The following is a 21,450-nucleotide window of genomic DNA, read 5'->3' as shown; positions in this document are numbered from 1 at the left end:
TATGAACGAAATTGAAAACAATCAGTGGATTGCCTACTACCGGACGGACCAACCACATTTTGGTTTGGAACGAATGGTGGAACTCCTAGCTCTGCGGGGCAATCCCCATCTCAAACTTAAGGTCATCCATATTGGAGGGACCAATGGCAAGGGGTCTACCATTGCTTTTTTGACAAAGATGCTGGAAAAATTAGGACTGAGAGTTGGGGTGTTCAGCTCGCCCTATCTCATTCATTATACGGATCAGATTAGCATTAATGGGGAATCCATTCCCGAGGCTAGGCTAGAAGCCCTCATGGCAGACTATCAGTCTTTGCTTGAGGGGGAATCTGCTACCAATTTGCAGGGGACAACCGAATTTGAGATTATCACAGCTCTAGCTTATGATTACTTTGCCTCAGAGCAAGTAGATGTGGCTATCATGGAAGTCGGCATGGGTGGTCTTTTGGATAGTACTAATGTTTGCCAGCCAATTTTAACAGGAATTACGACCATTGGACTGGATCATGTGGCCCTACTTGGTGATACCTTGGAAGCCATAGCAGAGCAGAAAGCTGGTATTATCAAACAAGGTATTCCCTTGGTGACAGGTAATATTGTTCCTAAAGCCTTGACTGTGATAGACTCTATTGCAGAAGCTAAAAATGCGCCTAGACTTGCCTATGGAAAAGATTATCAGGTTCGTCATCAAGAAAGCGTGGTAGCTGGTGAAATCTTTGATTATACTAGTTCTGTCAGACAAGGTCGCTTTCAAACAGGTCTGCTTGGTTTGCACCAGATAGAAAATGCGGGGATGGCGCTTGCTCTCCTAGACACTTATTGCCAGGAGACTGGACGGGAGTTGGCAAGTAATGACTTGGTTGCTCAAGCTTTGAAAGAGACCAGATGGCCAGGGCGTTTGGAGGTCGTGTCTAGCGACTCCTTGATGATTTTGGATGGGGCCCACAATCCCCATGCTATCAAGGCTTTATTAGCAACCTTGCAAGAACGCTTTGCGGATTATCATAAGGAAATCCTCTTTACTTGTATCAAGACCAAGGCCTTGGAGGATATGCTGGATTTGCTAGAGACGGTGCCAGATAGTCAATTGACTTTAACCCATTTTGATGATAGTCGGGCGACGGATGAAGGCGTGCTGAAAGAGACAGCCAAGTCTAGAAATCTCAATTACCAAATTTGGCAGGATTTTCTAGAGCAGAAATTGACAGATAAAAATGAAGAGAAACAAACAGTTAGGATTGTCACAGGTTCCTTGTATTTCTTGAGCCAAGTGAGAGCCTATCTGATGGAGAGGAAGAACGAGAATGGATACACAAAAGATTGAAACGGCTGTAAAAATGATTATTGAGGCTGTTGGTGAGGACGCTAACCGCGAGGGCTTGCAGGAAACACCTGCTCGTGTAGCTCGTATGTACCAAGAGATTTTTTCAGGTCTTGGCCAAACTGCTGAGGAACACCTGTCAAAATCCTTTGAGATTATCGACGATAATATGGTTGTAGAAAAGGATATCTTTTTCCACACTATGTGTGAGCACCACTTTTTGCCCTTTTATGGGAGAGCGCACATTGCCTACATTCCAGATGGTCGGGTGGCAGGCTTGTCCAAGCTTGCCCGTACGGTTGAAATTTATTCTAAAAAACCACAGATTCAAGAACGGTTAAATATTGAAGTGGCCGATGCCTTGATGGACTATCTGGGGGCTAAAGGAGCCTTTGTTGTCATTGAGGCCGAGCATATGTGTATGAGCATGCGTGGTGTCAGAAAACCAGGTACTGCGACTTTGACGACAGTAGCGCGAGGTGTATTTGAAACAGATAAAGACCTCCGAGACCAGGCTTATCGTTTAATGGGACTATAATACTCTTCGAAAATCAAATTCAAACCACGTCAGCTTCCATCTGCAACCTCAAAACGGTGTTTTGAGCAGCCTGCGGCTAGCTTCCTAGTTTGCACTTTGATTTTCATTGAGTATAAAAAGAATCCGCTTCATGCGGATTTTTCTAGAAAGGACTAGTTATGGATCAACTGCAGATTAAAGATTTGGAAATTTTTGCCTATCATGGTCTTTTTCCAAGTGAGAAAGAATTGGGGCAGAAGTTTGTTATTTCCGCAAGCTTATCCTATGATATGACCAAGGCGGCGACAGACTTGGATTTAACAGCATCTATCCATTACGGAGAATTGTGTCAGCAGTGGACGACTTGGTTTCAGGAAAGCACTGAGGATTTGATTGAAACGGTAGCTTACAAACTCGTTGAACGTACCTTTGAGACCTATCCTCTTGTCCAAGAGATTGAGTTGGAACTAAAAAAACCGTGGGCTCCAGTGCATTTACCATTGGATACCTGCTCGGTGACCATTCACCGTCGTAAGCAACGGGCCTTTATCGCCCTAGGAAGTAATATGGGAGATAAGCAAGCAAACTTGGAACAAGCCATTGACAACCTGCGAGCTCGTGGTATCCATATTCTCAAAGAATCCAGTATCTTGACGACGGAGCCTTGGGGTGGTGTGGAACAAGATAGCTTTGCCAATCAGGTGATTGAAGTAGAAACCTGGTTACCAGCATCAGTTTTGTTAGAAACATTATTAGCCATTGAGTCAGAAATGGGACGGGTTCGAGAGGTGCATTGGGGGCCTCGTTTGATTGATTTGGACTTGCTCTTTGTGGAGAACCAAGTCATTTATACAGACGAGCTCATCTTGCCTCATCCTTATATAGCAGAACGCCTCTTTGTTCTTGAGCCGTTAGTGGAAATAGCTCCCCATTTTATCCATCCGATCCTAAAGCAACCAATTCGATACTTGGTTGACCAGTTGGAGCAAGGAAATGCCTAAGCTTTCTGAGACCTATAGCAAGTGGAAGAGTATCGGGGAGGGACTACTTGCTATTGTTTTAGGGCTCCTCTTGATTCGTTTTGGACAAGTTATTCCACGAATGGGGTACCAGTTGTTGATGGCCTACTTTTCCTTGTCAGCAGTTTGGCACTTGTTGACTCGCTGGTTTCAAGATAAAAAACGTCGGGAAAATATCTTTGTAACCTTGGGCAAGCTGGTGGTAGCGGCTCTCGTGTTTGACTCTATCATTTTGCAAGATCTTGCCCTCTATCTCTTGGTCTTTATCATTGCGAGCTACCAGCTGTTTACAGGCATCATTAGTCTTGTGACCTGGTCTCTCTATCGAAAAAATGCCATTCATCCTCGGATCCATCATCTCTTTGATGCTGTATGGATGATAGGATTCGGGCTTTATAGCATCTCTCCTTTTCACGATGCAGCGAATTTTGAATTGCTCTTGCTTGGATTTTACTTGCTCATGCTAGGAGCCAGTAGCCTCCGGGACGGATTCTTTTTTGAAAGGATAGAAAACAATCCCAAGCTGAAACGACGTATGCGAATGACCTTGCCGATCTTTGTGACGGCTCTGATTCCTATCAGCACCTTGCGAAAACTAAATGAGTGGCTGGCAAATCATGAAAGTCAAGAAGGGGAAGTTCATTCAGAAAGAAAAAACGACCAGACGGTTGACCTGGAAATTTTTATCCATACCTCAGAAACCTCCTTCTTCCTCGCCATGGGACATGTGGATATTTGTTATCAAGGGAAGGTTATTTCCTATGGTTCCTATGATCCCCACTCGGAGCGTTTATTTGGTATGGTTGGAGACGGTGTTTTGTTTAAGGCCAATCGGGAGAAATACATCGAACTCTGTAAGAGGGAAAGTCAGAAGACCTTGTTTGCTTATGGTCTGAGTTTGACGGACCAACAGAAAGCAGCTATCCAAGCGCGTTTAGCGGAGATAGAAGACCTGTTAATTCCTTGGGAACCAAGTTCGCAGTTGATGAAAAGAAGAGAGGGAGAGGTCAAGCATACCTACTCCTACCAACTGAAAGAGGAAGCGGATGCGACCCTCTATAAATTCAGCTCATCCGAGTTTAAGACCTACTTCGTTCTCAGTACCAATTGTGTCTTGCTGGCAGACTCTATCGTAGGAAGAGCTGGGACTGATATATTGAGTCCCCAAGGTTTCATTGTGCCAGGGACTTATCAGGATTATCTTGACTTGGAGTATACAAAACCAAACGGTCTAGTTGTCAGTCGCTCCATTTATTAGAAAAAGAAAACTCTAGTTCCTCAGCAGTTTGCGCCGAGAAGCTAGAGTTTTTAAAATAGGTCATTTTCTTCTGGAAGGAGGATGGTTTCTCTGCCGTCCAAGTCTAAAACAAGGACTCTAGGAGGGTAAAGCGGATCAAAAGGATGATTGAAATCAAAATCAATGCTAGTCGGAAGGTGCTGGCTAGAAAAATGGAAGGTGATGGTCCCCTTATTGTTGAGCAGTTGAAACTCAAGTTCTTCTTCTAACTCAAAGACATTTTTCAGGAAATGATCGATAATATACCATAAAGAGTCAATGACATCATCAGGCAAGCTGGTCACGACACCAAAGCTAGCGGAACGTCTCTGTGTATTTGTAAAAGCCATGTTTTCCTCCCCCTTTTATTTTTCTTATCATACAGCAAAATGTCTTAAAAATCAAGAAATCCTACTCGCTTTTTCAAAATGGGAATAAACTGTGAAATTTTTTCAAAGTTTCTCTAAAAAATACTTGAAAGTGTTTACAATAAGTGATAAAATGGAGTAAGTAGATGCGTGAAAGCGAAATTTTCATTATAGAAAGGAAACGGAATGAACACAGATGATACAGTAACGATTTATGACGTCGCCCGTGAAGCAGGGGTTTCAATGGCAACAGTTAGCCGTGTCGTTAATGGCAACAAGAATGTTAAAGAGAACACTCGAAAAAAAGTCCTAGAAGTGATTGACCGCTTGGACTATCGTCCAAATGCGGTAGCACGTGGTTTGGCTAGCAAGAAAACAACGACAGTCGGAGTTGTGATTCCTAACATTACCAATGGTTATTTCTCAACACTTGCTAAGGGGATTGACGACATTGCTGAAATGTACAAGTATAACATTGTCCTTGCAAATAGTGATGAGGATGATGAAAAGGAAGTTTCAGTGGTTAACACTCTCTTTTCAAAACAAGTCGATGGGATTATCTTTATGGGCTATCACTTGACTGAAAAGATTCGTTCAGAGTTTTCTCGTTCACGGACACCGGTTGTTCTTGCTGGTACTGTAGATGTAGAACACCAACTTCCAAGTGTGAATATCGACTACAAACAAGCAACGATTGATGCTGTGAGCTACCTTCTCAAAGAAAACGAAAAGATTGCTTTTGTGAGTGGACCACTCGTCGATGATATCAATGGCAAGGTTCGTTTGATTGGTTACAAGGAAGCCTTGAAAAAAGCAGGACATTCTTATAGCGAGGGATTGGTCTTTGAATCAAAATACAGCTATGACGATGGTTATGCCTTGGCAGAACGCTTGATTTCATCACAAGCTACAGCCGCAGTTGTAACAGGTGATGAATTGGCAGCAGGTGTCCTAAATGGTTTGGCTGACCACGGTGTGTCTGTACCAGAAGAGTTTGAAATCATTACGACAGATGACTCTCAGATTGCACGATTCACTCGTCCAAACTTGACGACTATTGCCCAACCTCTTTATGACCTAGGTGCTATCAGCATGCGTATGTTGACTAAGATTATGCATAAGGAAGAGTTGGAAGAACGTGAAGTTCTCCTACCTCATGGTTTGACAGAACGCCGCTCTACACGAAAACGTAAATAGAAAAAATCAGGGAATCGTGAAGATTTCCTGATTTGCTTTCTAGAGAAGAGGTTTATCCTTCCATATAGTCTTTCAAAGCTTGTCCTTTTAGTCCAGCATTAAGGGCAATTAATAATTTGAGGCGCGCTTTTTGAGCGTTGAGTTCTTTGACAAAGAAAACACCAGCTCGTTGCAACTGCACCCCTCCACCTTGGTAGGCGTAGACAGGTTCAGCAATACCATTAAAACAACGTGAGACCAGGGCGACTGGGATTCCTTTTTGGAGGAGATTTTCCAACTTTTGAGCTGTTTCTTTGGGAATATTGCCTGCTCCAAAGGCCTGAATGACTAAGCCATCCAGCTGTTCTAAGTCTAACATATCAATCAGCTCGTCTGTCATACCGGCATAGGCTGAGATGATGGGAACCAGACCTTGAATATGCTCAAGATCAAACCGGACACGAGGCTCAGCCGTTTTGAAGTAGAGGATTTCTTGCTTCATGATGAGGCCAAGTGGTCCATGTGTTGGGGTTTGAAAGGTGCTGACGTTGGTCGTATGAGTTTTGGTAACATACTTGGCTGCGTGGATCTCGTCGTTCATGACGACCAGTACACCCTTGTCGGCTGCTTTGTCATCGCTGGCAACTCGCAAAGCGCTCAGATAGTTATATACACCGTCGCTACCAAGTTCGTTTGAACTACGCATGGCCCCTGTTAGAACGATGGGGATGGGCGGAATTTTCATGGTATCAAGGAAGTAAGCTGTTTCTTCTAAGGTATCTGTACCATGTGTGATGACAACACCATCGTAGTTATCAGCTTCCCCTTTAATTTTATGATAGAGTGCAAGCATATGCTTGGGTTTGATATGAGGGCTTGGCAGATTAAAAAAGTCTAGGGCATGAACCTCAATCCCTTCAAGTGGATTGGAAACATGGTTCATGGGATTGTCCTGGCTAGTTACAACGGCACCAGTGGCATCTGCTTGCATGGAAATAGTCCCACCTGTATGTAAAACAAGGATTTTCTTAGGCATGATTTAGTCACTCTTTCTGAAATGTGGTATAATCATTGTAACACAAAAGGGGAGAATGGGACAGGATGGAAGTCAAGGCTGTTTTTTTTGATATCGATGGAACGCTAGTCAACGATCGCAAGAGTGTTTTGAAATCCACTAAGGACGCGATTAAGATTGTCAAAGAGCAAGGAGTGCTTGTTGGAGTAGCGACAGGACGAGGGCCGTTTTTTGTCAAGGAATTGATGGAAGACTTGGACCTAGACTTTGCGGTGACCTACAATGGCCAATACATTTTTAATAAAGAAAAGGTACTCTTTGCAAGTCCGATTGCTAAGTCAAGCCTGCGTCAACTGATTGCTTATGCTAAAAAGGAGCGTAAAGAAATCGCTCTTGGAACCGAGCACGCCGTTGTTGGTTCGAAAATTATGTCATTTGGTCTCGGATCCTTTTCTCAACTGGTTAGTCGTTTTATTCCGACGGTGCTGACAAGAACTGTTAGTCGCTCTTTTAATCGGATGGTTAGCAAGGCAGTTCCTCAAAAGGAAGACGACTTGCTTAACTTGATTAATCAACCCATTTATCAAGTTTTGATGCTGATGACTCCAGAAGAATCTGAGAAGGCAGCAAGTGATTTTGACGACTTGAAATTAACTCGAAGCAATCCTTTTGCCGCAGATATCATTAACCAAGGCAATTCCAAACTAGAAGGCATTCGCCGAGTCGGGAAAGAATATGGCTTTGATCTCAACCAAGTCATGGCCTTTGGTGATTCAGACAACGATTTGGAAATGTTGGCGGGTGTTGGTATGTCGGTTGCTATGGGAAATGGCAGTAGCAGTGTCAAAGAAGTTGCCAAGCATATTACGGCAAGTAATCAACAAGATGGTATCCACAAGGCGCTCGAGCACTTTGGTGTTTTGGCTTCAGAAAAAGTGTTTGTCAGTCGAGACTATCACTTTAATAAGGTCAAAACCTTCCACCACATGATGGATGAACGAACTCAAGAAGAACCACAGGCATGGGATGCTGAAGGTGCAACCCACCGCGCAGATTTTAAAATTGAAGAATTAGTAGAGTTTGTTCGCGCAGCAAGTTCTTCGGAGGAAGAATTCCAAGACTCCCTTGCAAGCATGCATGAGGCACTTGATAAGGCGGCAGAGAAAGTGGCGAAAAAGACACCTGCTAAGCAAAATTTGGTCGGTCAAGTGGATGCTTTGATTGACACACTGTATTTTACATACGGTAGTTTTGTTTTGATGGGAGTAGACCCAGAACGCATTTTTGATATTGTCCATGAAGCAAATATGGGGAAGGTTTTCCCTGATGGGAAAGCTCATTTTGACCCAGTTACACACAAGATTTTAAAGCCAGATGACTGGGAAGAAAAATATGCTCCAGAACCTGCCATTCGACAGGAACTACAACGTCAGTTTAAAGCTTATGAGCGACATAAAGAAATAAAAAATAAAAAATAAGAGAAAATTCTTTTCCCTGGATGGAAAATTCGGGGATTTTTTGAGCTGAAAAACCGAACAATTTTATATATATCACTAATTATTATTAGCATATTTATACTAGAAAAAGAAAAGAAAAAAATGAAAAGATAGTGAAAATAAAACAACAGGAAATTACATTTCTTACAAAGAATAGTTAAAAAGCTAGATATATTACTAATATATCTAGCTTTTCTTTTAAAAAACATCAAAAAAAAGATAAGTCAAATTATTTGATATTTGAAAGTTGATGTGTTAGAATAAATTCAGAAAGCGAATAAATATAAAATCCTCATGCTACTGCAATATGCTCTTTTTTAAGACAGAGAGTCAACTTGTTTATTTCAGGCCTGTTAACAAGTTGATGTGAGGAGTTCACTCTAGCTTTGAGGTTTAGTTATAAAATTGTGCACAATTGCTTTCCAAATTTTTATTATTTTAATTTTCAAGTTTAAAAATTAAAGAATTAAGAGGTTGAAATGAAGAAAAAATATACCTATTTGACAGCTTCTGTTTTAACAGCTGTAACAATGCTTCCAACTTTTGCACCAAGTGAAGCTCACGCTGCTTACAATTGGAATGGAAATAATAGCTACTATACAAGAACTAGCCGTCGTTCAAGCAATCGTACTTCTAACCGTACTACTGCAAATCGTAGCCGTACATCAAACTATACTGTAAGAAGTTACAGCTACAATAGTTATTACCCAAGCTATAACTATGGCTACAATAGCTACTACCCAAGCTATAACTATGGATATGGTAGCTATTACCCAAGTTACAACTACGGTTACAATAATTGGAATAACTACTATGGTTATAACTATTGGAATAATTACAACAACCTTGCTAGCGATGAAAACTATATTTACTGGAATGGCAATCACTACTACCGTATGAACGATGGTAGCTACCGTATCTATCGTAACGGTCAGTGGAAACCTTTGACAAACAATAGTAATAACAACTCATCTACTAACAACTTGGAAAACGATCCGCACTATCGTTACGAAAATGGGTACCATTACTATGTATTGGATAATGGTGATTATTACTACTACCAAAATGGTAAGTGGGTATTGGTGAAAGATTCTGCTGATACAACACCAGCACAACCTGCGACACCGGCTGAACCAAAACCAGAACAACCAACAACTCCGGTTGAACCAGCACAACCAAGTCAACCTGAAGTTCCTGCTCCAACACCAGCAGAACCAGAGACTCCAACACCAGCTCCTAGTGATAAACCTGAAGAGCCAACAACACAACCAGCACAACCAGCAACTCCAAGTGTTGACCTACCAGAAAACCCACCAATTAATGGTGCTGATAGTGAATTTGATCCATTCAAACCATCTACAGAAACGCCAGCGGAACCAAAACCAGAAACACCAGCAACTCCAGCTATCCCAACAACACCAGGTTTGGTAACAACTGATGAACCAAGTGAAAACCAAATCCCTGATTATGTTGAAAAACCAGCTGAAGGATTGGAACACTTGGCTTGGGCACCAAATGGACAAACTCCAAAATTGGTTTACCCACCAGGTAAACCAGGTGATGCAGTCCTCAAAAATGATAAAAACTACTACTTCGACGGTAGTGCACATTACTACTATGTACCATCTAACTCAGAGCGTACAGGTTACTCAGCATACTGGAAGTGGCTTGGAGGAAAATGGAAACTTCAAGGGATGACTGATCCAAACGATCCAGCTCGTGATCCAAAACTTCACGAAAATACTGCTGATGACGAGTACATGTACAGTGACAAGAACTCAAGCGTGAAACTTTACTCAACTAACTTGGTAACGACTGCTAAAGCAGGTCAAGCATTGCCATTCAAGAATGTTGAAGAGTTCAAGAACTACGTTATCGAAAAGATGAATCCTAAGTTCCTTGATAACTCAGGATGGGATGCCAAAGTTGAATGGGAAATCGAAGATCCAGAAATCTTTGAAAAAACCAAAGAAAACCCATATGCTAAGGATTATGTCTTGATTGCAAATCTTAAGAGTGGTGTTGAGGATAAGAAATACAGTGATGTAGAATTTGGTTATGTTAAGTTTGTTTACCGTGTTGAAGCAACAAACGATACAAACTATGACTATGTTTCAAAAGCTAAAGAAGCTTTCGCTAAAATCAATGAAGAGCGTAAAGCTCAAGGCTTGAAAGAGTTGACATGGTCAGAAGACATTTATCAAAATCAAGCACTTCCAAAAGTAAATGAAATTTCACGTCAATACGATAGCACAGGCTTTGTTGGACGTCGTGATGAAGATGCAGCTGTTGTCGTTAAGAAATGGGCAAACAGTGGTTTGAGAGACTTGCTTCTCGATCCAAATGTCACTGAAGGAGCTGTAGCAGCAGTAGTTGATGGAAACGGTGTATACTACTGGGCATACAGTTACAAATAATTCAATCTTTTGAGATTGACTACTTTCTAAATAAGATAGAGGCTTTAAACAATTGTTTAAAGCCTTTTTGTGACCCAATCAGGACAAACAAAAAGGAGCTCAAGGCTCCCTTTTTTAATGATTACAATGTTTTTTCACTTTCTCTCACGACCAGCAAATCGACTTTTGCATGGCGAAGAATATACTCAGATGAAGAGCCAACCAAGAGGCGTTCAAAGGCATTAAGCCCTGTTGCACCAACGAGAATCAGGTCAACATTTTCTGCGTCTGGAATAGTACGGGCAAGGAGGGTTTTTGGATTTCCCATTTCGATAACGATGTGAATATCGGTCACACCAGCATCTCTTGCGCGCTTTTCGTACTCCTTCATCAGACTTTCAGCATCGACTTGGAGTTCTTCGTAAACTTCAGCATCAAAGGTAGACACGCTTTGAAGAGCGCGTGTGTCGATAACATGGGCAATGGTGAGTTTGGATTCGTTGCGTAGTGCAGTGTAAACACCTTTGACGAAAGCCAAGTCCGCTTCTTTAGAACCATCAATTGCGACCATAACATTTTGGTAACGTTGTGCCATAATGAAACCTCCTGAAATTTTCTTACTGTTATTGTAACCCTTTTCACTAAAGAAGTAAAGTAAAAATCATATTTAAATAAATATTATTGGAGATTCAATTTGGTGGAGATATGTTAAAATAAAAGAAAACGGGATAGCAGAAAACACAGTAGGGGGATGAGAAAGTATGAAAGATTTTGTTCAAGCTTCTAAAAAAATAAGTTTCCTTTATCATGGAATTATCCTTGCGTCACTTGTAGGAGAAGTAGTGATGCTTTGGCAGCTGGAAAGAGTCGTACCCGTTCTCTATCCAGGTTTTGTTGCTTTTCTTCTCTTTCACTTAGTCTACCACATCATTTTATTTGTGATTGCAAAGAGAAGTGGTCGCTTGGACTATTTGGTCACATGGGGGCTCTTTCTCATGTTTAATCTTTTGTATGATTCCTTTTTAGCATTGGTCTTTCTAGGTCTGTCTTTTGGTATGTGAGAAAATACTTCTGCATTCTAGTTATTTAGACAGTGAGAACCTAGTCGTTGTGAGTTTTTTCTTTGCTTGCTCATTTCAGGAAACTTGTCGCAATCCCTTTCTAGTGGTATAATGTTACTATCTCGATGAATTGAGGAAACAAGATGAAAGAATATAACAAGTCTAGTAAGTTAGAGCATGTTGCCTATGATATCCGTGGCCCTGTTTTGGAAGAAGCTATGCGGATGCGAGCAAACGGAGAAAAGATTTTACGTCTGAATACAGGGAATCCAGCAGAATTTGGCTTCACAGCGCCAGATGAGGTCATTCATGACTTGATTATGAATGCGCGTGATAGTGAGGGGTATTCTGACTCCAAAGGGATTTTCTCAGCACGTAAGGCTATCATGCAGTATTGCCAACTAAAGAAATTCCCCAATGTGGACATTGATGATATCTACCTTGGAAATGGTGTCAGTGAGCTGATTGTTATGTCCATGCAAGGGCTTTTGGATAATGGCGATGAGGTCTTGGTACCTATGCCAGACTATCCTCTCTGGACAGCCGCGGTCAGCCTAGCTGGGGGAAATGCCGTTCACTATATCTGTGATGAAGTTGCAGAATGGTATCCAGATATTGACGATATTAAGTCAAAAATTACTTCCAATACCAAGGCAATCGTCCTTATCAATCCAAATAACCCAACTGGAGCCCTTTATCCTAAGGAACTCTTGTTGGAGATTATTGAGATTGCTCGTCAAAACGATTTGATCATCTTTGCGGATGAGATTTATGACCGCATGGTGATGGATGGGCATGTGCATACGCCTGTGGCGAGCTTGGCACCAGATGTTTTCTGTGTCAGCATGAATGGTCTGTCAAAATCTCATCGCATCGCTGGTTTCCGTGTAGGATGGATGGTCTTGTCTGGTCCTAAGCACCATGTCAAGGGCTATATCGAAGGGCTCAATATGCTGTCCAATATGCGTCTTTGCTCTAACGTTTTGGCCCAGCAAGTCGTACAAACATCACTAGGTGGGCACCAGTCAGTGGATGAATTGCTCCTTCCTGGTGGACGAATTTACGAGCAAAGAAACTTCATTTACAATGCTATCCAAGATATTCCAGGTTTGTCTGCGGTCAAGCCGAAGGCGGGACTATATATCTTCCCTAAAATCGACCGCAATATGTACCGCATCGATGATGATGAACAGTTCGTTCTTGATTTCTTGAAGCAGGAAAAGGTTCTCTTGGTTCATGGTCGTGGTTTTAACTGGAAGGAACCTGACCATTTCCGTATCGTTTACCTTCCTCGTGTGGACGAATTGGCGCAAATCCAAGAAAAGATGACACGTTTCTTGAGCCAGTATCGTAGATAAGGCTTTCATAGGGAAAAGCAGGAAACATTTCCTTAGAGCTATTGACAAATAGGTAAGAATCAGATAGAATAGTAAAGTATGTTTAGTAACTGATCACTTTATAGCCGGCTAAACGAATACAAAATCTATGAGGAGGTATTCATCGTGAAACGTACTTATCAACCAAGTAAACTTCGTCGTGCGCGCAAACACGGATTCCGTAACCGTATGTCAACTAAAAACGGTCGTCGCGTATTGGCAGCTCGTCGTCGTAAAGGACGCAAAGTTTTGGCTGCATAATCCAAACGAATTCAACAAAGAAGTCAGTAGGAACTCGAGTCTACTGACTTTTCTTTTTATCTTAAAGGGTGAACTGTCTACGAAATCGGTCATTTCAGATGAAACTCATGGAGGGCTCATTTAAAAGGTCACATACAAAAAACTCAAAACCAGATATAAGTTACTGATTTTGAGTTTTTGTTTATTCTTTTAAGTGATAAGAGTAGCTAGCGACAACGACGTCTTCGTGCCATCTGAGAGCGTATTTTAGTTTAAGGCTCATTTGATTGTGCAGGATATTTTGCCAAGGCTTGTTAGGGATAAACTGTGGGACAAGGACTGTAACAGTGTAGTTTTTTTGCTTAGCTTCTTGGGCGATTCGTTTGACATACTTAACGCTAGGGGTGATGATGTCGCGGTAGCTGGTATTGATATTCTTTAGAGTGATATTTGGGAAGTGGTCGGCAAATTCCTGAAGGATTTCTTGGTCTTTTTCGGCCGTTTCTTTAGTAGAAATGTGCATGGCCAACACTTCGTCACCGATACTTTGAGCGTAGTTAATGGCTCCGACACTTACTCGAGTGACATTTCCTACGAGGACGAGAACCAGATTGCCATCATAGGTACGTTTTTCAATTCCTTCGTAGAGTCGTAGCTGTTTTGCCACTTTTTGGTAATGGCTGTGAATGGACAAAAAGAGGAAGGTTAAGACTAGGATAATTGGGAAGAATGGCCAGATATCTCCCAGTCTGAAGAGAAGTAGAATGAGAACGATAGCATAACAAATGATGGCCCCAAGGATATTAGCAAAGGCAGGTTTTAAGAAGTTTGCTCCTTTTTCCTTTTTCCAATGGCGAATCATTCCAGTCTGAGAAAGGGCAAAGGGAACGAAGACCCCGATAGTATAAAGAGGAATCAAGCGTTCAGTATTCCCGTTAAAAATGAGAAGAAGGATCATAGCCCCAAAGGCCAGAGTTAAGATACCGTTGGAGTAGCCAAGGCGATCCCCCTTTTCCATAAAGAGATGGGGCATGTACTTGTTTTTAGCCATATTGTAAGCCAGCATAGGGAAGGCTGAAAAGCCAGTATTTGCAGCTACAGCTAGAATTAAGGCTGTCGAGAACTGGAAGAGATAGTAGCTAGCATGACCAAAGAATGAATCACCAAGAATGCCCTTGGCCATTTGCGAGAGGATGGTTTCTCCATTTTGAGGCGTGATGCCCATCCAGTAGTTTAGGAAGGTGATACCTGCAAAAAGAAATCCTAAAATCAGCGACATGATGGTCAAGGTTTGAGCAGCATTCTTTTCTTTCGGAGTTTTAAAAAATGGTACCGCATTTGAAATAGCCTCAATCCCTGTCAGAGAGGCAGAGCCACTGGTAAAGGCTCTCAATAGGAGAACGATGGAAAGGCTCGGAACAGTTTGTCCAATGGTTGAAGTCGCCTGATAGTTTAGGGAACCTGTAAATAGTTGAAAGAATCCATAAAGCAAGAGAAAGACGGTACTGAAGATAAAGAGGTAGACGGGAATCATCAGAGAGCTGGCAGATTCTTTCAATCCTCTTAAATTCAAGAGCATGAGCAGGCAGACTAGCAAAATAGAGATATGAAGATTGTAGGGATGGAGGGCAGGGATGGCTGCTGTAATAGCATCAGATCCAGACGCAACGGATACGGCTACTGTCAGCATATAGTCAACAAGGAGGCTGCCCCCTGCAATCAAGCCTAGTTCAGGGGAGAGATTTTCCCGAGTGACCATATAAGCTCCTCCACCTTGAGGATAGGCGTGAATAATTTGACGATAGGAAATGGTCAAACTAGCGAGCAGTAAGAGGACAAAAATACCGATAGGGAGGCTCCACCAAATGGCGAGAGGAGAGAGACTGACTAATACGAGAATGACTTGTTCAGGTCCATAGGCAATAGAAGACAGGGCATCACTGGATAACATTGCAAGTGCCTGCATTTTTCCAAGTAATCCCCCTTCGCCGTCTGTGAGAGACTTGAGTGGTCGACCGATAAAGGTATATTTTAATTTTCTAAACATTTTCGTTTCCTTTGCTGAAAATTTCAATAAGTGTTATTATACTGCTTTGAAAAAAGGCAGTCAAGGGAGAATGATTGGTATTAGAATATTTTTACAAGCCGAGGGATGCTATTTTTGGTATAATAGATGGAAGAAAATGAGGTTAGAAGAGATGATTTTTGATACGCACACACATTTAAATGTAGAAGAATTTGCAGGACGTGAGGCCGAAGAAATCGCCTTGGCTGCTGAGATGGGTGTGACACAGATGAATATTGTTGGTTTTGATAAGCCAACCATTGAACGAGCCCTAGAATTGACAGATGAGTATGAGCAACTCTACGCAACTATTGGCTGGCATCCGACGGAAGCAGGGATTTACACAGATGAGGTTGAAGCTTACTTGCTTGAAAAACTAAAACATCCCAAGGTTGTTGCCTTGGGGGAGATTGGCCTGGACTACCATTGGATGACAGCACCTAAGGAAGTGCAGGAGCAGGTTTTTCGTCGTCAGATTCAGTTGTCTAAGGATTTGAATTTGCCTTTTGTGGTCCATACCCGTGATGCGCTAGAAGATACTTATGAGATTATCAAGAGCGAGGGCGTTGGTCGTCGTGGTGGCATCATGCATTCATTTTCAGGCTCTTTGGAGTGGGCTGAGAAGTTTGTCGAGCTTGGCATGACTATTTCTTTCTCAGGAGTGGTGACCTTTAAGAAAGCAACGGATATCCAAGAAGCTGCTAGGGAACTTCCTTTAGACAAGATTTTGGTAGAGACGGATGCACCCTACCTGGCTCCTGTTCCTAAACGTGGCCGTGAAAACAAAACAGCCTACACACGCTATGTGGTAGATTTTATCGCCGACTTGCGTGGGATGACGACCGAGGAATTAGCAGTTATAACGACTGCAAATGCAGAGCGTATCTTTGGATTGGACAGCAAGTGATGAAAGAAAAAATTTCTCAAGTCATTGTGGTCGAAGGTCGCGATGATACGGCCAATCTCAAACGTTACTTTGATGTAGAGACCTATGAAACACGAGGTTCCGCAATAAATGACCAGGATATAGAACGCATTCAGCGCCTGCATGAACTGCATGGAGTCATTGTCTTTACCGATCCAGATTTTAATGGGGAACGCATTCGTCGCATGATTATGACGGCCATTCCAACTGTGCAGCATGCCTTTCTCAAGCGAGATGAGGCTGTTCCCAAATCCAAGTCCAAGGGACGTTCTCTGGGAATCGAACACGCCAGCTATGAAGACCTAAAAGCAGCGCTGGCTCAGGTGACAGAGCAATTTGAAAACAAGAACGAGTTTGACATCAGTCGTGGTGACTTGATTCGCCTAGGTTTCCTAGCGGGAGCAGACAGCCGTAGACGCCGAGAGTATCTAGGCGAACAGCTTCGCATCGGCTATTCCAACGGCAAGCAACTCCTCAAGCGCTTAGAGTTATTTGGGGTAACCTTGGCAGAAGTGGAAGAAGTGATGGCTAAGTATTCAGACTAACGGAGTCAGAAATGAAAAAAGTGATTATTACGGGTGGCAATAGTGGTATTGGCTATCAGGCTGCAAAACAATTAGCTGAAAAGGACTGGTCAGTGACTCTATTTTGCCGACGGAAAGAAGCTGCTGAGCAAGCCTGTAAGAAAATCCGTCAACAAACAGGAAATCCGCATGTAGATTATATCTTGGTTGATTTATCTGAGATGAAAAGTGTCAAGGAAGCGGTAGAACAGTATATCCAAAAAGAAGAGACTTTAGATGTTTTAATGAACAATGCGGCTGATTTTGACTTATCGGTCAAAAAGCCGATTCTTAGCAAAGACGGATTGGAAAAACAATTTGCGACCAACGTGGTTGCTCCCTTTTTACTTTCTACCTTGTTGAAGGGCTTGTTGGAAAAGTCAGAAAGTGGTCGGATTATTAATATTTCTTCCCAAGGGCTGATGCTTTATCCCTTCATGAAGCTTGATTTTGAAAATTTAGCTGGTCAAAAACATTATAGTCCTGCCAAGACCTATTATCAGAATAAACTAGCCTTGTTGATGCTGTCGCTTTATATGCGGAAACATTGGAAAGGTATCAAGGTTCAGGCAATCCGTGTGACCAATGTCAAAGTTGATATGCGTCGCTATGATCACCTCAGCACTTTTATGAAAAATTTGTATAAAATCAAGTCAAGATTTTCAATTAGCCCTGAAGAAATGGCCAAAGTCTACACAGCCTTATCTACAGAAGATGGATATGACGGTTTTTTGTATGACGAGAAATGTAGGGAAGTAAAAGCAAATAGATTTGCTTATGAAGAAGCGGAGCAAGCAAAACTCTATTCCTTACTTGAACAACTGACCTTTTCAAGAGACAATCTATAAAGAATTAGAAAAATAAATTTTATGCTTACTTCAATAGTGGAAAGAAATTTAGATATCGAAATCTGTTTGGAGAGTCCTGAAAAGTGATAACAATAACCAGATAACCCGAAAATATAAGGGGAATGTGTTACAATAGAGGTAATAGCATACGCTTCAACTATGCTCAATACCATGCCTGATAAAAAAAGATAATTGATAAAATCAGCACTTGGGTGAAATTAATGAGGAAAAGCAATGGGAATTTTTGATTTTTTTAAAAAGACAGAAGCACAGAAGACAACAGAAGAAACCAAAGGAGATGCTTGTCTAGGAGTTTTGGGTTTCTTTCCAATGAAAGAAAAGAGGGAATTACTGATTGCTGCGACTTTGGAAGGGAGTTTGACAGTTGGTGATCGTCTTCAGTTTTGCAATCCCGATCAAGGTATGGATACTCTTGAAACTGTAGTTGTAAAAAAACTTACTTGCCAAAACAAAGATGTGGAATCTCTTAGAGATGAGGAGTTGGTTTATCTAGAGATCGATATGCTTTCCTCTCTAGCTAAGTTAAAAAAGGGAAGTGTGCTCTATAGTCCTGGTGTAGATGAAAAAAAGCGTTTATCTAGCTATGCTTATGCTCTCTATCGAACTTTTGTGACTATTCAAGAAGGTAAAGTAAGCGATGAGGACTATCAGAATCTTAGTCTTGATGATAGTATCGAAATTTTACAGGCTTTTTTATGGGATTGCCGTCAAAAACCAAAAAGTGAAGAGAGCAATCAAGAAAATACTCGTAAGTCAGAACGTCTAGCAGAAATTGTCAAGGACAAGTTGCTAGAAGCAGATTCGATTTATGCTGTTTATTCAGAAAATACTGGGGAACCTTATCTTTTCTCAACTACATATGATAGAGGTGACGAAGGCTATCTCTGCACTGACCCAATGATTATGGTATTTACATCTCGTTGGTATCATCAGTATAAAGAAGCAATAGAAAAACAATTAAACTCAGAGATAAAACTGATTGAAAATACGGAAGATAAAAAAGGAATTGAGAATTTTCTTGGGACAGCTTTTTACTTGAATGGTGCTTTAGGAGCATTCTTTAATACCAAAGAAGTTAGTATAAGTTCTTCTATTTTAGTTCAAAAACCAGATTTTTCAGGCTTGCCAGAGATACAAGTTCCTGTTATGAACCCTGATATTGTGAGATGGATGCTTTTGATGGGACAGATGGATAGACCGACTACAGAAGAGGAAGAATTAATTTATAAACTCTATTATAAGTTCTTTTCAATGGCAATGCCAAAAGCTAAATTCCTTCTTCCTATAAATGCATCATCAGGATTTCCTGAACCTAGTCAGGAAAGTAATGCTCATGTTTTAGAAGAATCCGCTACATTTAATCTTCCGACTAGAGAAGGAAAAAATGGACGAAATTCGGTTTCAGTGTTTACTGATTGGAAACGTTTGCGAATGGTTTTCGATGAAAATTGGAGCGCTATGATTGAAAACGCTGGAGGCATGATTGAAATCTTTGACTATGCCATTAACCAGACTGAATATTATAAAGCGGGTGTTTATGTCAGTGACAAAGCGTTTAAAGAAATGCAACAGTTCAGTGAGGAACTAGAAGGAAGAGCTAAAGGTTGATCAAGAGATGAAAATAATCGTTGATAGAGAGTCTATCTGTATGGGGGATGATGTTCTGCCTCACAAGGTAGAACTTGAAGTTTCTGAGGACATAACAGTAGAGGAATTTTGTGATTTTCTTCAAAAGGACAGATATTTGCCTAGATTGGATACAGAGTGGCTTCTCCGTCATGGTGGGCAGACAATAACAAGCTATCATACAGAAACAAAAGAACTGACGAATCCCAATTTCTATTTAAAAGACCTGATTCATCAGAGTTCTAGAGGAAACGAATTTGTTTGGATATATCGCCTTTCCTATTAGAAAAGAGAATAAATGATTTTCTTAAAAGATAATGAATGAAAATTAGAACAATATGCATTGATTTTTTGACAACAAGAGGCAATCTAAACAGTTGGTCCTGTTTGGAGTGACTTTGACGGAAGGTAAAGCCTTCATAAAAATGGTGAAAGGAAACGATATGGCAAATAGAAGCTATATTTATTTAAAAAACGGGAAAGACGTACGTATTTTAACGGAGGGAGTTTACACTATTCCTTATTTTTGGCAATTATTTTGGGATGAAAAAGATGTGCGAATGCCTAATATTCTATGGAAAAAATTTAATATCTTACTTCCTATTGAAAAATTCCAGAAAAAGGCCACCCAAAATCGCTCCTTTTTAGAAAAGAACGCTCCTCAGACCTTGCAACTATACGATGATTTTGTTCGCTATATTCTTGCAAATGTCAAAGCAGGTGACATGCTAGGATTTGATGTTTTAGAAGTTGCTGATATGGATGGATTGACTACAGCTTCGCGTAAGCTTATAAAAAATATCCGAGCCATTCAGGAAAATCAACCCCAAGAATTGGATTTTTCTTTAACAGAAAAGAACGTAATTTGGTCTGCTATGGGATTTCCTGATTATTATGCCTCAAAATTATTGCCAGAAGATAATATTCTAGACTCGGTTGCATACCAAGATGAGTTGAAGAAAATGCAAGGCCCAAAAGATAATCAAGAACAAGACCAAGAAGATAATCAAAAACAAGACCAAGAAGAAAAACAAGCACAAGGTCAAGAAGAGAATCAAAAACAAGAGGAATATCAAGAAGACGAGCAAGCGCAAGGCCAAGAAAATAAGCAAGCACCACGCAAAGAAGATGAGCAAGTGCTCGATGAGACCGGTGCCGAATCTAAAGATGACGAGTACCATATTCCTTTGAGATTTTGGTTTCTCTTGGTGTTTGTAATTGTTTGGGTTTATAGGTTGTTTTTAGCTAACAAATAGAAAAGAGAATAAATGAGAATTGCAGATTATAGCGTGACCAAGGCAGTGCTGGAGCGTCACGGTTTTACCTTTAAAAAGTCCTTCGGGCAAAATTTCTTGACGGATACCAATATTCTTCAAAAGATCGTGGATACGGCTGAAATTGATGACCAGGTTAATGTTATCGAAATCGGTCCAGGTATTGGTGCTTTGACAGAATTTTTGGCTGAGCGTGCGGCTCAAGTCATGGCCTTTGAGATTGACCACCGTTTAGTACCAATCCTAGCAGATACTTTACGTGATTTTGACAATGTTACTGTAGTCAATGAGGATATTCTTAAGGTCGATTTGGCGCAACATATCCAGAATTTCAAAAATCCTGAATTGCCGATTAAAGTAGTAGCCAACTTGCCCTACTATATCACAACGCCTATTCTCATGCACTTGATCGAGAGTGGCATTCCTTTTAGTGAGTTTGTCGTCATGATGCAAAAAGAAGTGGCGGATCGCATCTCAGCACAGCCAAATACCAAGGCTTATGGTAGTTTGTCGATTGCTGTGCAGTATTATATGACAGCAAAGGTTGCCTTCATCGTGCCACGTACGGTCTTTGTGCCAGCCCCAAACGTGGACTCAGCCATTTTAAAAATGGTGCGCCGTCCAGAACCGGCTGTAGCAGTGAAAGATGAGAACTTCTTTTTTAAGGTTTCCAAGGCTAGCTTCACTCATCGTCGCAAGACCTTATGGAATAACTTAACAGGCTACTTTGGAAAGACTGAGGAAGTCAAGGAAAAGTTGACCAAGGCTTTGGATCAGGCAGGCTTGTCTCCATCTGTGCGTGGGGAAGCACTTAGCTTGGAAGAATTTGCTAGCCTTTCAGATGCGCTTAAAGGACAAGGACTCTAA

At 41.3% G+C, this 21,450-nt stretch carries 21 protein-coding genes; 17 read left to right on the top strand and 4 right to left on the bottom strand.

Going from position 1 to position 21,450, the window contains the following annotated elements:
* Position 1 precedes the first annotated feature (1 nt).
* The 4 genes from D8844_RS07105 (at position 2) to D8844_RS07090 (ending at position 4,115) form a co-directional block, all read left to right on the top strand.
* Positions 2-1,324: a bifunctional folylpolyglutamate synthase/dihydrofolate synthase gene (locus D8844_RS07105; protein WP_125422998.1), complete on the top strand. Its 1,323-nt coding sequence runs from the start codon at positions 2-4 to the stop codon at positions 1,322-1,324.
* Positions 1,305-1,859, top strand: coding sequence for a GTP cyclohydrolase I FolE (gene folE, locus D8844_RS07100; RefSeq protein WP_000380930.1), 555 nt, complete (start codon positions 1,305-1,307; stop codon positions 1,857-1,859). The genes D8844_RS07105 and folE overlap by 20 nt, the downstream gene beginning before the upstream one ends.
* Positions 1,860-2,017: 158 nt before the next feature.
* The gene (folK, locus tag D8844_RS07095) at positions 2,018-2,839 is read left to right on the top strand and encodes a 2-amino-4-hydroxy-6-hydroxymethyldihydropteridine diphosphokinase (protein ID WP_125422995.1); all 822 of its coding nucleotides are present in this window, start codon (positions 2,018-2,020) and stop codon (positions 2,837-2,839) included.
* Entirely contained in the window at positions 2,832-4,115 is a 1,284-nt protein-coding gene (locus D8844_RS07090) for a DUF308 domain-containing protein (RefSeq protein WP_125422992.1), read from the top strand. Before folK ends, D8844_RS07090 begins: the two co-directional genes overlap by 8 nt.
* A 50-nt stretch (positions 4,116-4,165) precedes the next feature.
* Here D8844_RS07090 and D8844_RS07085 read toward each other — a convergent pair whose 3' ends face one another.
* Positions 4,166-4,483, bottom strand: a complete 318-nt coding sequence (locus D8844_RS07085) for a DUF960 domain-containing protein (protein WP_000886045.1) — start codon at positions 4,481-4,483, stop codon at positions 4,166-4,168.
* Between the two features lie 204 nt (positions 4,484-4,687).
* Between D8844_RS07085 and ccpA the strand changes: the two genes are divergently transcribed.
* Positions 4,688-5,698, top strand: a complete 1,011-nt coding sequence (ccpA, locus tag D8844_RS07080) for a catabolite control protein A (protein ID WP_001090635.1) — start codon at positions 4,688-4,690, stop codon at positions 5,696-5,698.
* A gap of 52 nt (positions 5,699-5,750) precedes the next feature.
* On the opposite strand, the gene D8844_RS07075 is transcribed toward ccpA, so the two are convergent.
* Positions 5,751-6,713, bottom strand: coding sequence for an asparaginase (locus D8844_RS07075; protein ID WP_125422989.1), 963 nt, complete (start codon positions 6,711-6,713; stop codon positions 5,751-5,753).
* Positions 6,714-6,778: 65 nt separating this feature from the next.
* Here D8844_RS07075 and D8844_RS07070 point away from each other — a divergent pair, with 65 nt between their 5' ends.
* On the top strand, positions 6,779-8,170 hold the full coding sequence (locus tag D8844_RS07070; RefSeq protein WP_125422986.1) for a Cof-type HAD-IIB family hydrolase: 1,392 nt from the start codon (positions 6,779-6,781) through the stop codon (positions 8,168-8,170).
* A gap of 497 nt (positions 8,171-8,667) precedes the next feature.
* Positions 8,668-10,605 carry a CAP domain-containing protein gene (locus D8844_RS07065; RefSeq protein ID WP_125422983.1) on the top strand — a complete coding sequence of 646 codons (1,938 nt, stop codon included), beginning with the start codon at positions 8,668-8,670 and terminating at the stop codon, positions 10,603-10,605.
* A 121-nt stretch (positions 10,606-10,726) separates the two neighbouring features.
* Here the strand turns inward: D8844_RS07065 and D8844_RS07060 are convergent, their stop codons facing one another.
* The gene (locus tag D8844_RS07060) at positions 10,727-11,179 is read right to left on the bottom strand and encodes a universal stress protein (RefSeq protein WP_000079162.1); all 453 of its coding nucleotides are present in this window, start codon (positions 11,177-11,179) and stop codon (positions 10,727-10,729) included.
* Positions 11,180-11,345: 166 nt separating this feature from the next.
* Between D8844_RS07060 and D8844_RS07055 the strand changes: the two genes are divergently transcribed.
* From D8844_RS07055 to rpmH, 3 genes are all read left to right on the top strand, one after another.
* A complete protein-coding gene (locus D8844_RS07055) occupies positions 11,346-11,645 on the top strand; it encodes a hypothetical protein (protein WP_070683717.1) in 300 nt (99 codons plus the stop codon).
* Between the two features lie 143 nt (positions 11,646-11,788).
* Positions 11,789-13,003: a pyridoxal phosphate-dependent aminotransferase gene (locus D8844_RS07050; RefSeq protein ID WP_125422980.1), complete on the top strand. Its 1,215-nt coding sequence runs from the start codon at positions 11,789-11,791 to the stop codon at positions 13,001-13,003.
* 144 nt (positions 13,004-13,147) lie between these two features.
* Positions 13,148-13,282 (top strand): 50S ribosomal protein L34, encoded by a 135-nt coding sequence (gene rpmH / locus D8844_RS07045; protein WP_000831905.1) that lies wholly within the window; start codon positions 13,148-13,150, stop codon positions 13,280-13,282.
* 181 nt (positions 13,283-13,463) lie between these two features.
* On the opposite strand, the gene kimA is transcribed toward rpmH, so the two are convergent.
* Positions 13,464-15,308 carry a potassium transporter KimA gene (gene kimA, locus D8844_RS07040; protein WP_125422977.1) on the bottom strand — a complete coding sequence of 615 codons (1,845 nt, stop codon included), beginning with the start codon at positions 15,306-15,308 and terminating at the stop codon, positions 13,464-13,466.
* 151 nt (positions 15,309-15,459) lie between these two features.
* On the opposite strand from kimA, the gene D8844_RS07035 reads away from it, so the two are divergent.
* The 7 genes from D8844_RS07035 (at position 15,460) to rsmA (ending at position 21,450) form a co-directional block, all read left to right on the top strand.
* Positions 15,460-16,233 (top strand): TatD family hydrolase, encoded by a 774-nt coding sequence (locus tag D8844_RS07035; protein WP_125423025.1) that lies wholly within the window; start codon positions 15,460-15,462, stop codon positions 16,231-16,233.
* Positions 16,233-16,796, top strand: a complete 564-nt coding sequence (gene rnmV / locus D8844_RS07030; protein WP_049519771.1) for a ribonuclease M5 — start codon at positions 16,233-16,235, stop codon at positions 16,794-16,796. Before D8844_RS07035 ends, rnmV begins: the two co-directional genes overlap by 1 nt.
* An 11-nt stretch (positions 16,797-16,807) precedes the next feature.
* On the top strand, positions 16,808-17,662 hold the full coding sequence (locus D8844_RS07025) for an SDR family NAD(P)-dependent oxidoreductase (protein WP_125422975.1): 855 nt from the start codon (positions 16,808-16,810) through the stop codon (positions 17,660-17,662).
* A 234-nt stretch (positions 17,663-17,896) separates the two neighbouring features.
* The gene (locus D8844_RS07020; protein ID WP_125422972.1) at positions 17,897-19,291 is read left to right on the top strand and encodes an SseB family protein; all 1,395 of its coding nucleotides are present in this window, start codon (positions 17,897-17,899) and stop codon (positions 19,289-19,291) included.
* 7 nt (positions 19,292-19,298) lie between these two features.
* Positions 19,299-19,595: a hypothetical protein gene (locus tag D8844_RS07015; RefSeq protein ID WP_125422969.1), complete on the top strand. Its 297-nt coding sequence runs from the start codon at positions 19,299-19,301 to the stop codon at positions 19,593-19,595.
* Positions 19,596-19,752: 157 nt separating this feature from the next.
* Positions 19,753-20,565: a dimethyladenosine transferase gene (locus tag D8844_RS07010; RefSeq protein ID WP_125422966.1), complete on the top strand. Its 813-nt coding sequence runs from the start codon at positions 19,753-19,755 to the stop codon at positions 20,563-20,565.
* Between the two features lie 12 nt (positions 20,566-20,577).
* Positions 20,578-21,450: a 16S rRNA (adenine(1518)-N(6)/adenine(1519)-N(6))-dimethyltransferase RsmA gene (gene rsmA, locus D8844_RS07005; protein WP_125422963.1), complete on the top strand. Its 873-nt coding sequence runs from the start codon at positions 20,578-20,580 to the stop codon at positions 21,448-21,450.

The organism is Streptococcus oralis (genome assembly GCF_003942875.1).
Lineage (GTDB): Bacteria > Bacillota > Bacilli > Lactobacillales > Streptococcaceae > Streptococcus > Streptococcus oralis_BX.
This window is presented reverse-complemented; position numbering and strand designations above follow the sequence as displayed.

Excerpts from the sequence above, each read along its gene's own strand:
- folE (WP_000380930.1), top strand. The coding sequence starts at position 1,305 with ATGGATACACAAAAGATTGAAACGGCTGTAAAAATGATTATTGAGGCT.
- D8844_RS07055 (WP_070683717.1), top strand. The coding sequence starts at position 11,346 with ATGAAAGATTTTGTTCAAGCTTCTAAAAAAATAAGTTTCCTTTATCAT.
- folK (WP_125422995.1), top strand. The coding sequence starts at position 2,018 with ATGGATCAACTGCAGATTAAAGATTTGGAAATTTTTGCCTATCATGGT.
- rsmA (WP_125422963.1), top strand. The coding sequence starts at position 20,578 with ATGAGAATTGCAGATTATAGCGTGACCAAGGCAGTGCTGGAGCGTCAC.
- D8844_RS07050 (WP_125422980.1), top strand. The coding sequence starts at position 11,789 with ATGAAAGAATATAACAAGTCTAGTAAGTTAGAGCATGTTGCCTATGAT.
- kimA (WP_125422977.1), bottom strand. The coding sequence starts at position 15,308 with ATGTTTAGAAAATTAAAATATACCTTTATCGGTCGACCACTCAAGTCT.
- D8844_RS07010 (WP_125422966.1), top strand. The coding sequence starts at position 19,753 with ATGGCAAATAGAAGCTATATTTATTTAAAAAACGGGAAAGACGTACGT.
- D8844_RS07065 (WP_125422983.1), top strand. The coding sequence starts at position 8,668 with ATGAAGAAAAAATATACCTATTTGACAGCTTCTGTTTTAACAGCTGTA.
- rnmV (WP_049519771.1), top strand. The coding sequence starts at position 16,233 with ATGAAAGAAAAAATTTCTCAAGTCATTGTGGTCGAAGGTCGCGATGAT.
- D8844_RS07025 (WP_125422975.1), top strand. The coding sequence starts at position 16,808 with ATGAAAAAAGTGATTATTACGGGTGGCAATAGTGGTATTGGCTATCAG.
- D8844_RS07075 (WP_125422989.1), bottom strand. The coding sequence starts at position 6,713 with ATGCCTAAGAAAATCCTTGTTTTACATACAGGTGGGACTATTTCCATG.
- D8844_RS07105 (WP_125422998.1), top strand. The coding sequence starts at position 2 with ATGAACGAAATTGAAAACAATCAGTGGATTGCCTACTACCGGACGGAC.
- D8844_RS07060 (WP_000079162.1), bottom strand. The coding sequence starts at position 11,179 with ATGGCACAACGTTACCAAAATGTTATGGTCGCAATTGATGGTTCTAAA.
- D8844_RS07070 (WP_125422986.1), top strand. The coding sequence starts at position 6,779 with ATGGAAGTCAAGGCTGTTTTTTTTGATATCGATGGAACGCTAGTCAAC.
- D8844_RS07085 (WP_000886045.1), bottom strand. The coding sequence starts at position 4,483 with ATGGCTTTTACAAATACACAGAGACGTTCCGCTAGCTTTGGTGTCGTG.
- ccpA (WP_001090635.1), top strand. The coding sequence starts at position 4,688 with ATGAACACAGATGATACAGTAACGATTTATGACGTCGCCCGTGAAGCA.
- D8844_RS07090 (WP_125422992.1), top strand. The coding sequence starts at position 2,832 with ATGCCTAAGCTTTCTGAGACCTATAGCAAGTGGAAGAGTATCGGGGAG.
- D8844_RS07035 (WP_125423025.1), top strand. The coding sequence starts at position 15,460 with ATGATTTTTGATACGCACACACATTTAAATGTAGAAGAATTTGCAGGA.
- D8844_RS07020 (WP_125422972.1), top strand. The coding sequence starts at position 17,897 with ATGGGAATTTTTGATTTTTTTAAAAAGACAGAAGCACAGAAGACAACA.
- D8844_RS07015 (WP_125422969.1), top strand. The coding sequence starts at position 19,299 with ATGAAAATAATCGTTGATAGAGAGTCTATCTGTATGGGGGATGATGTT.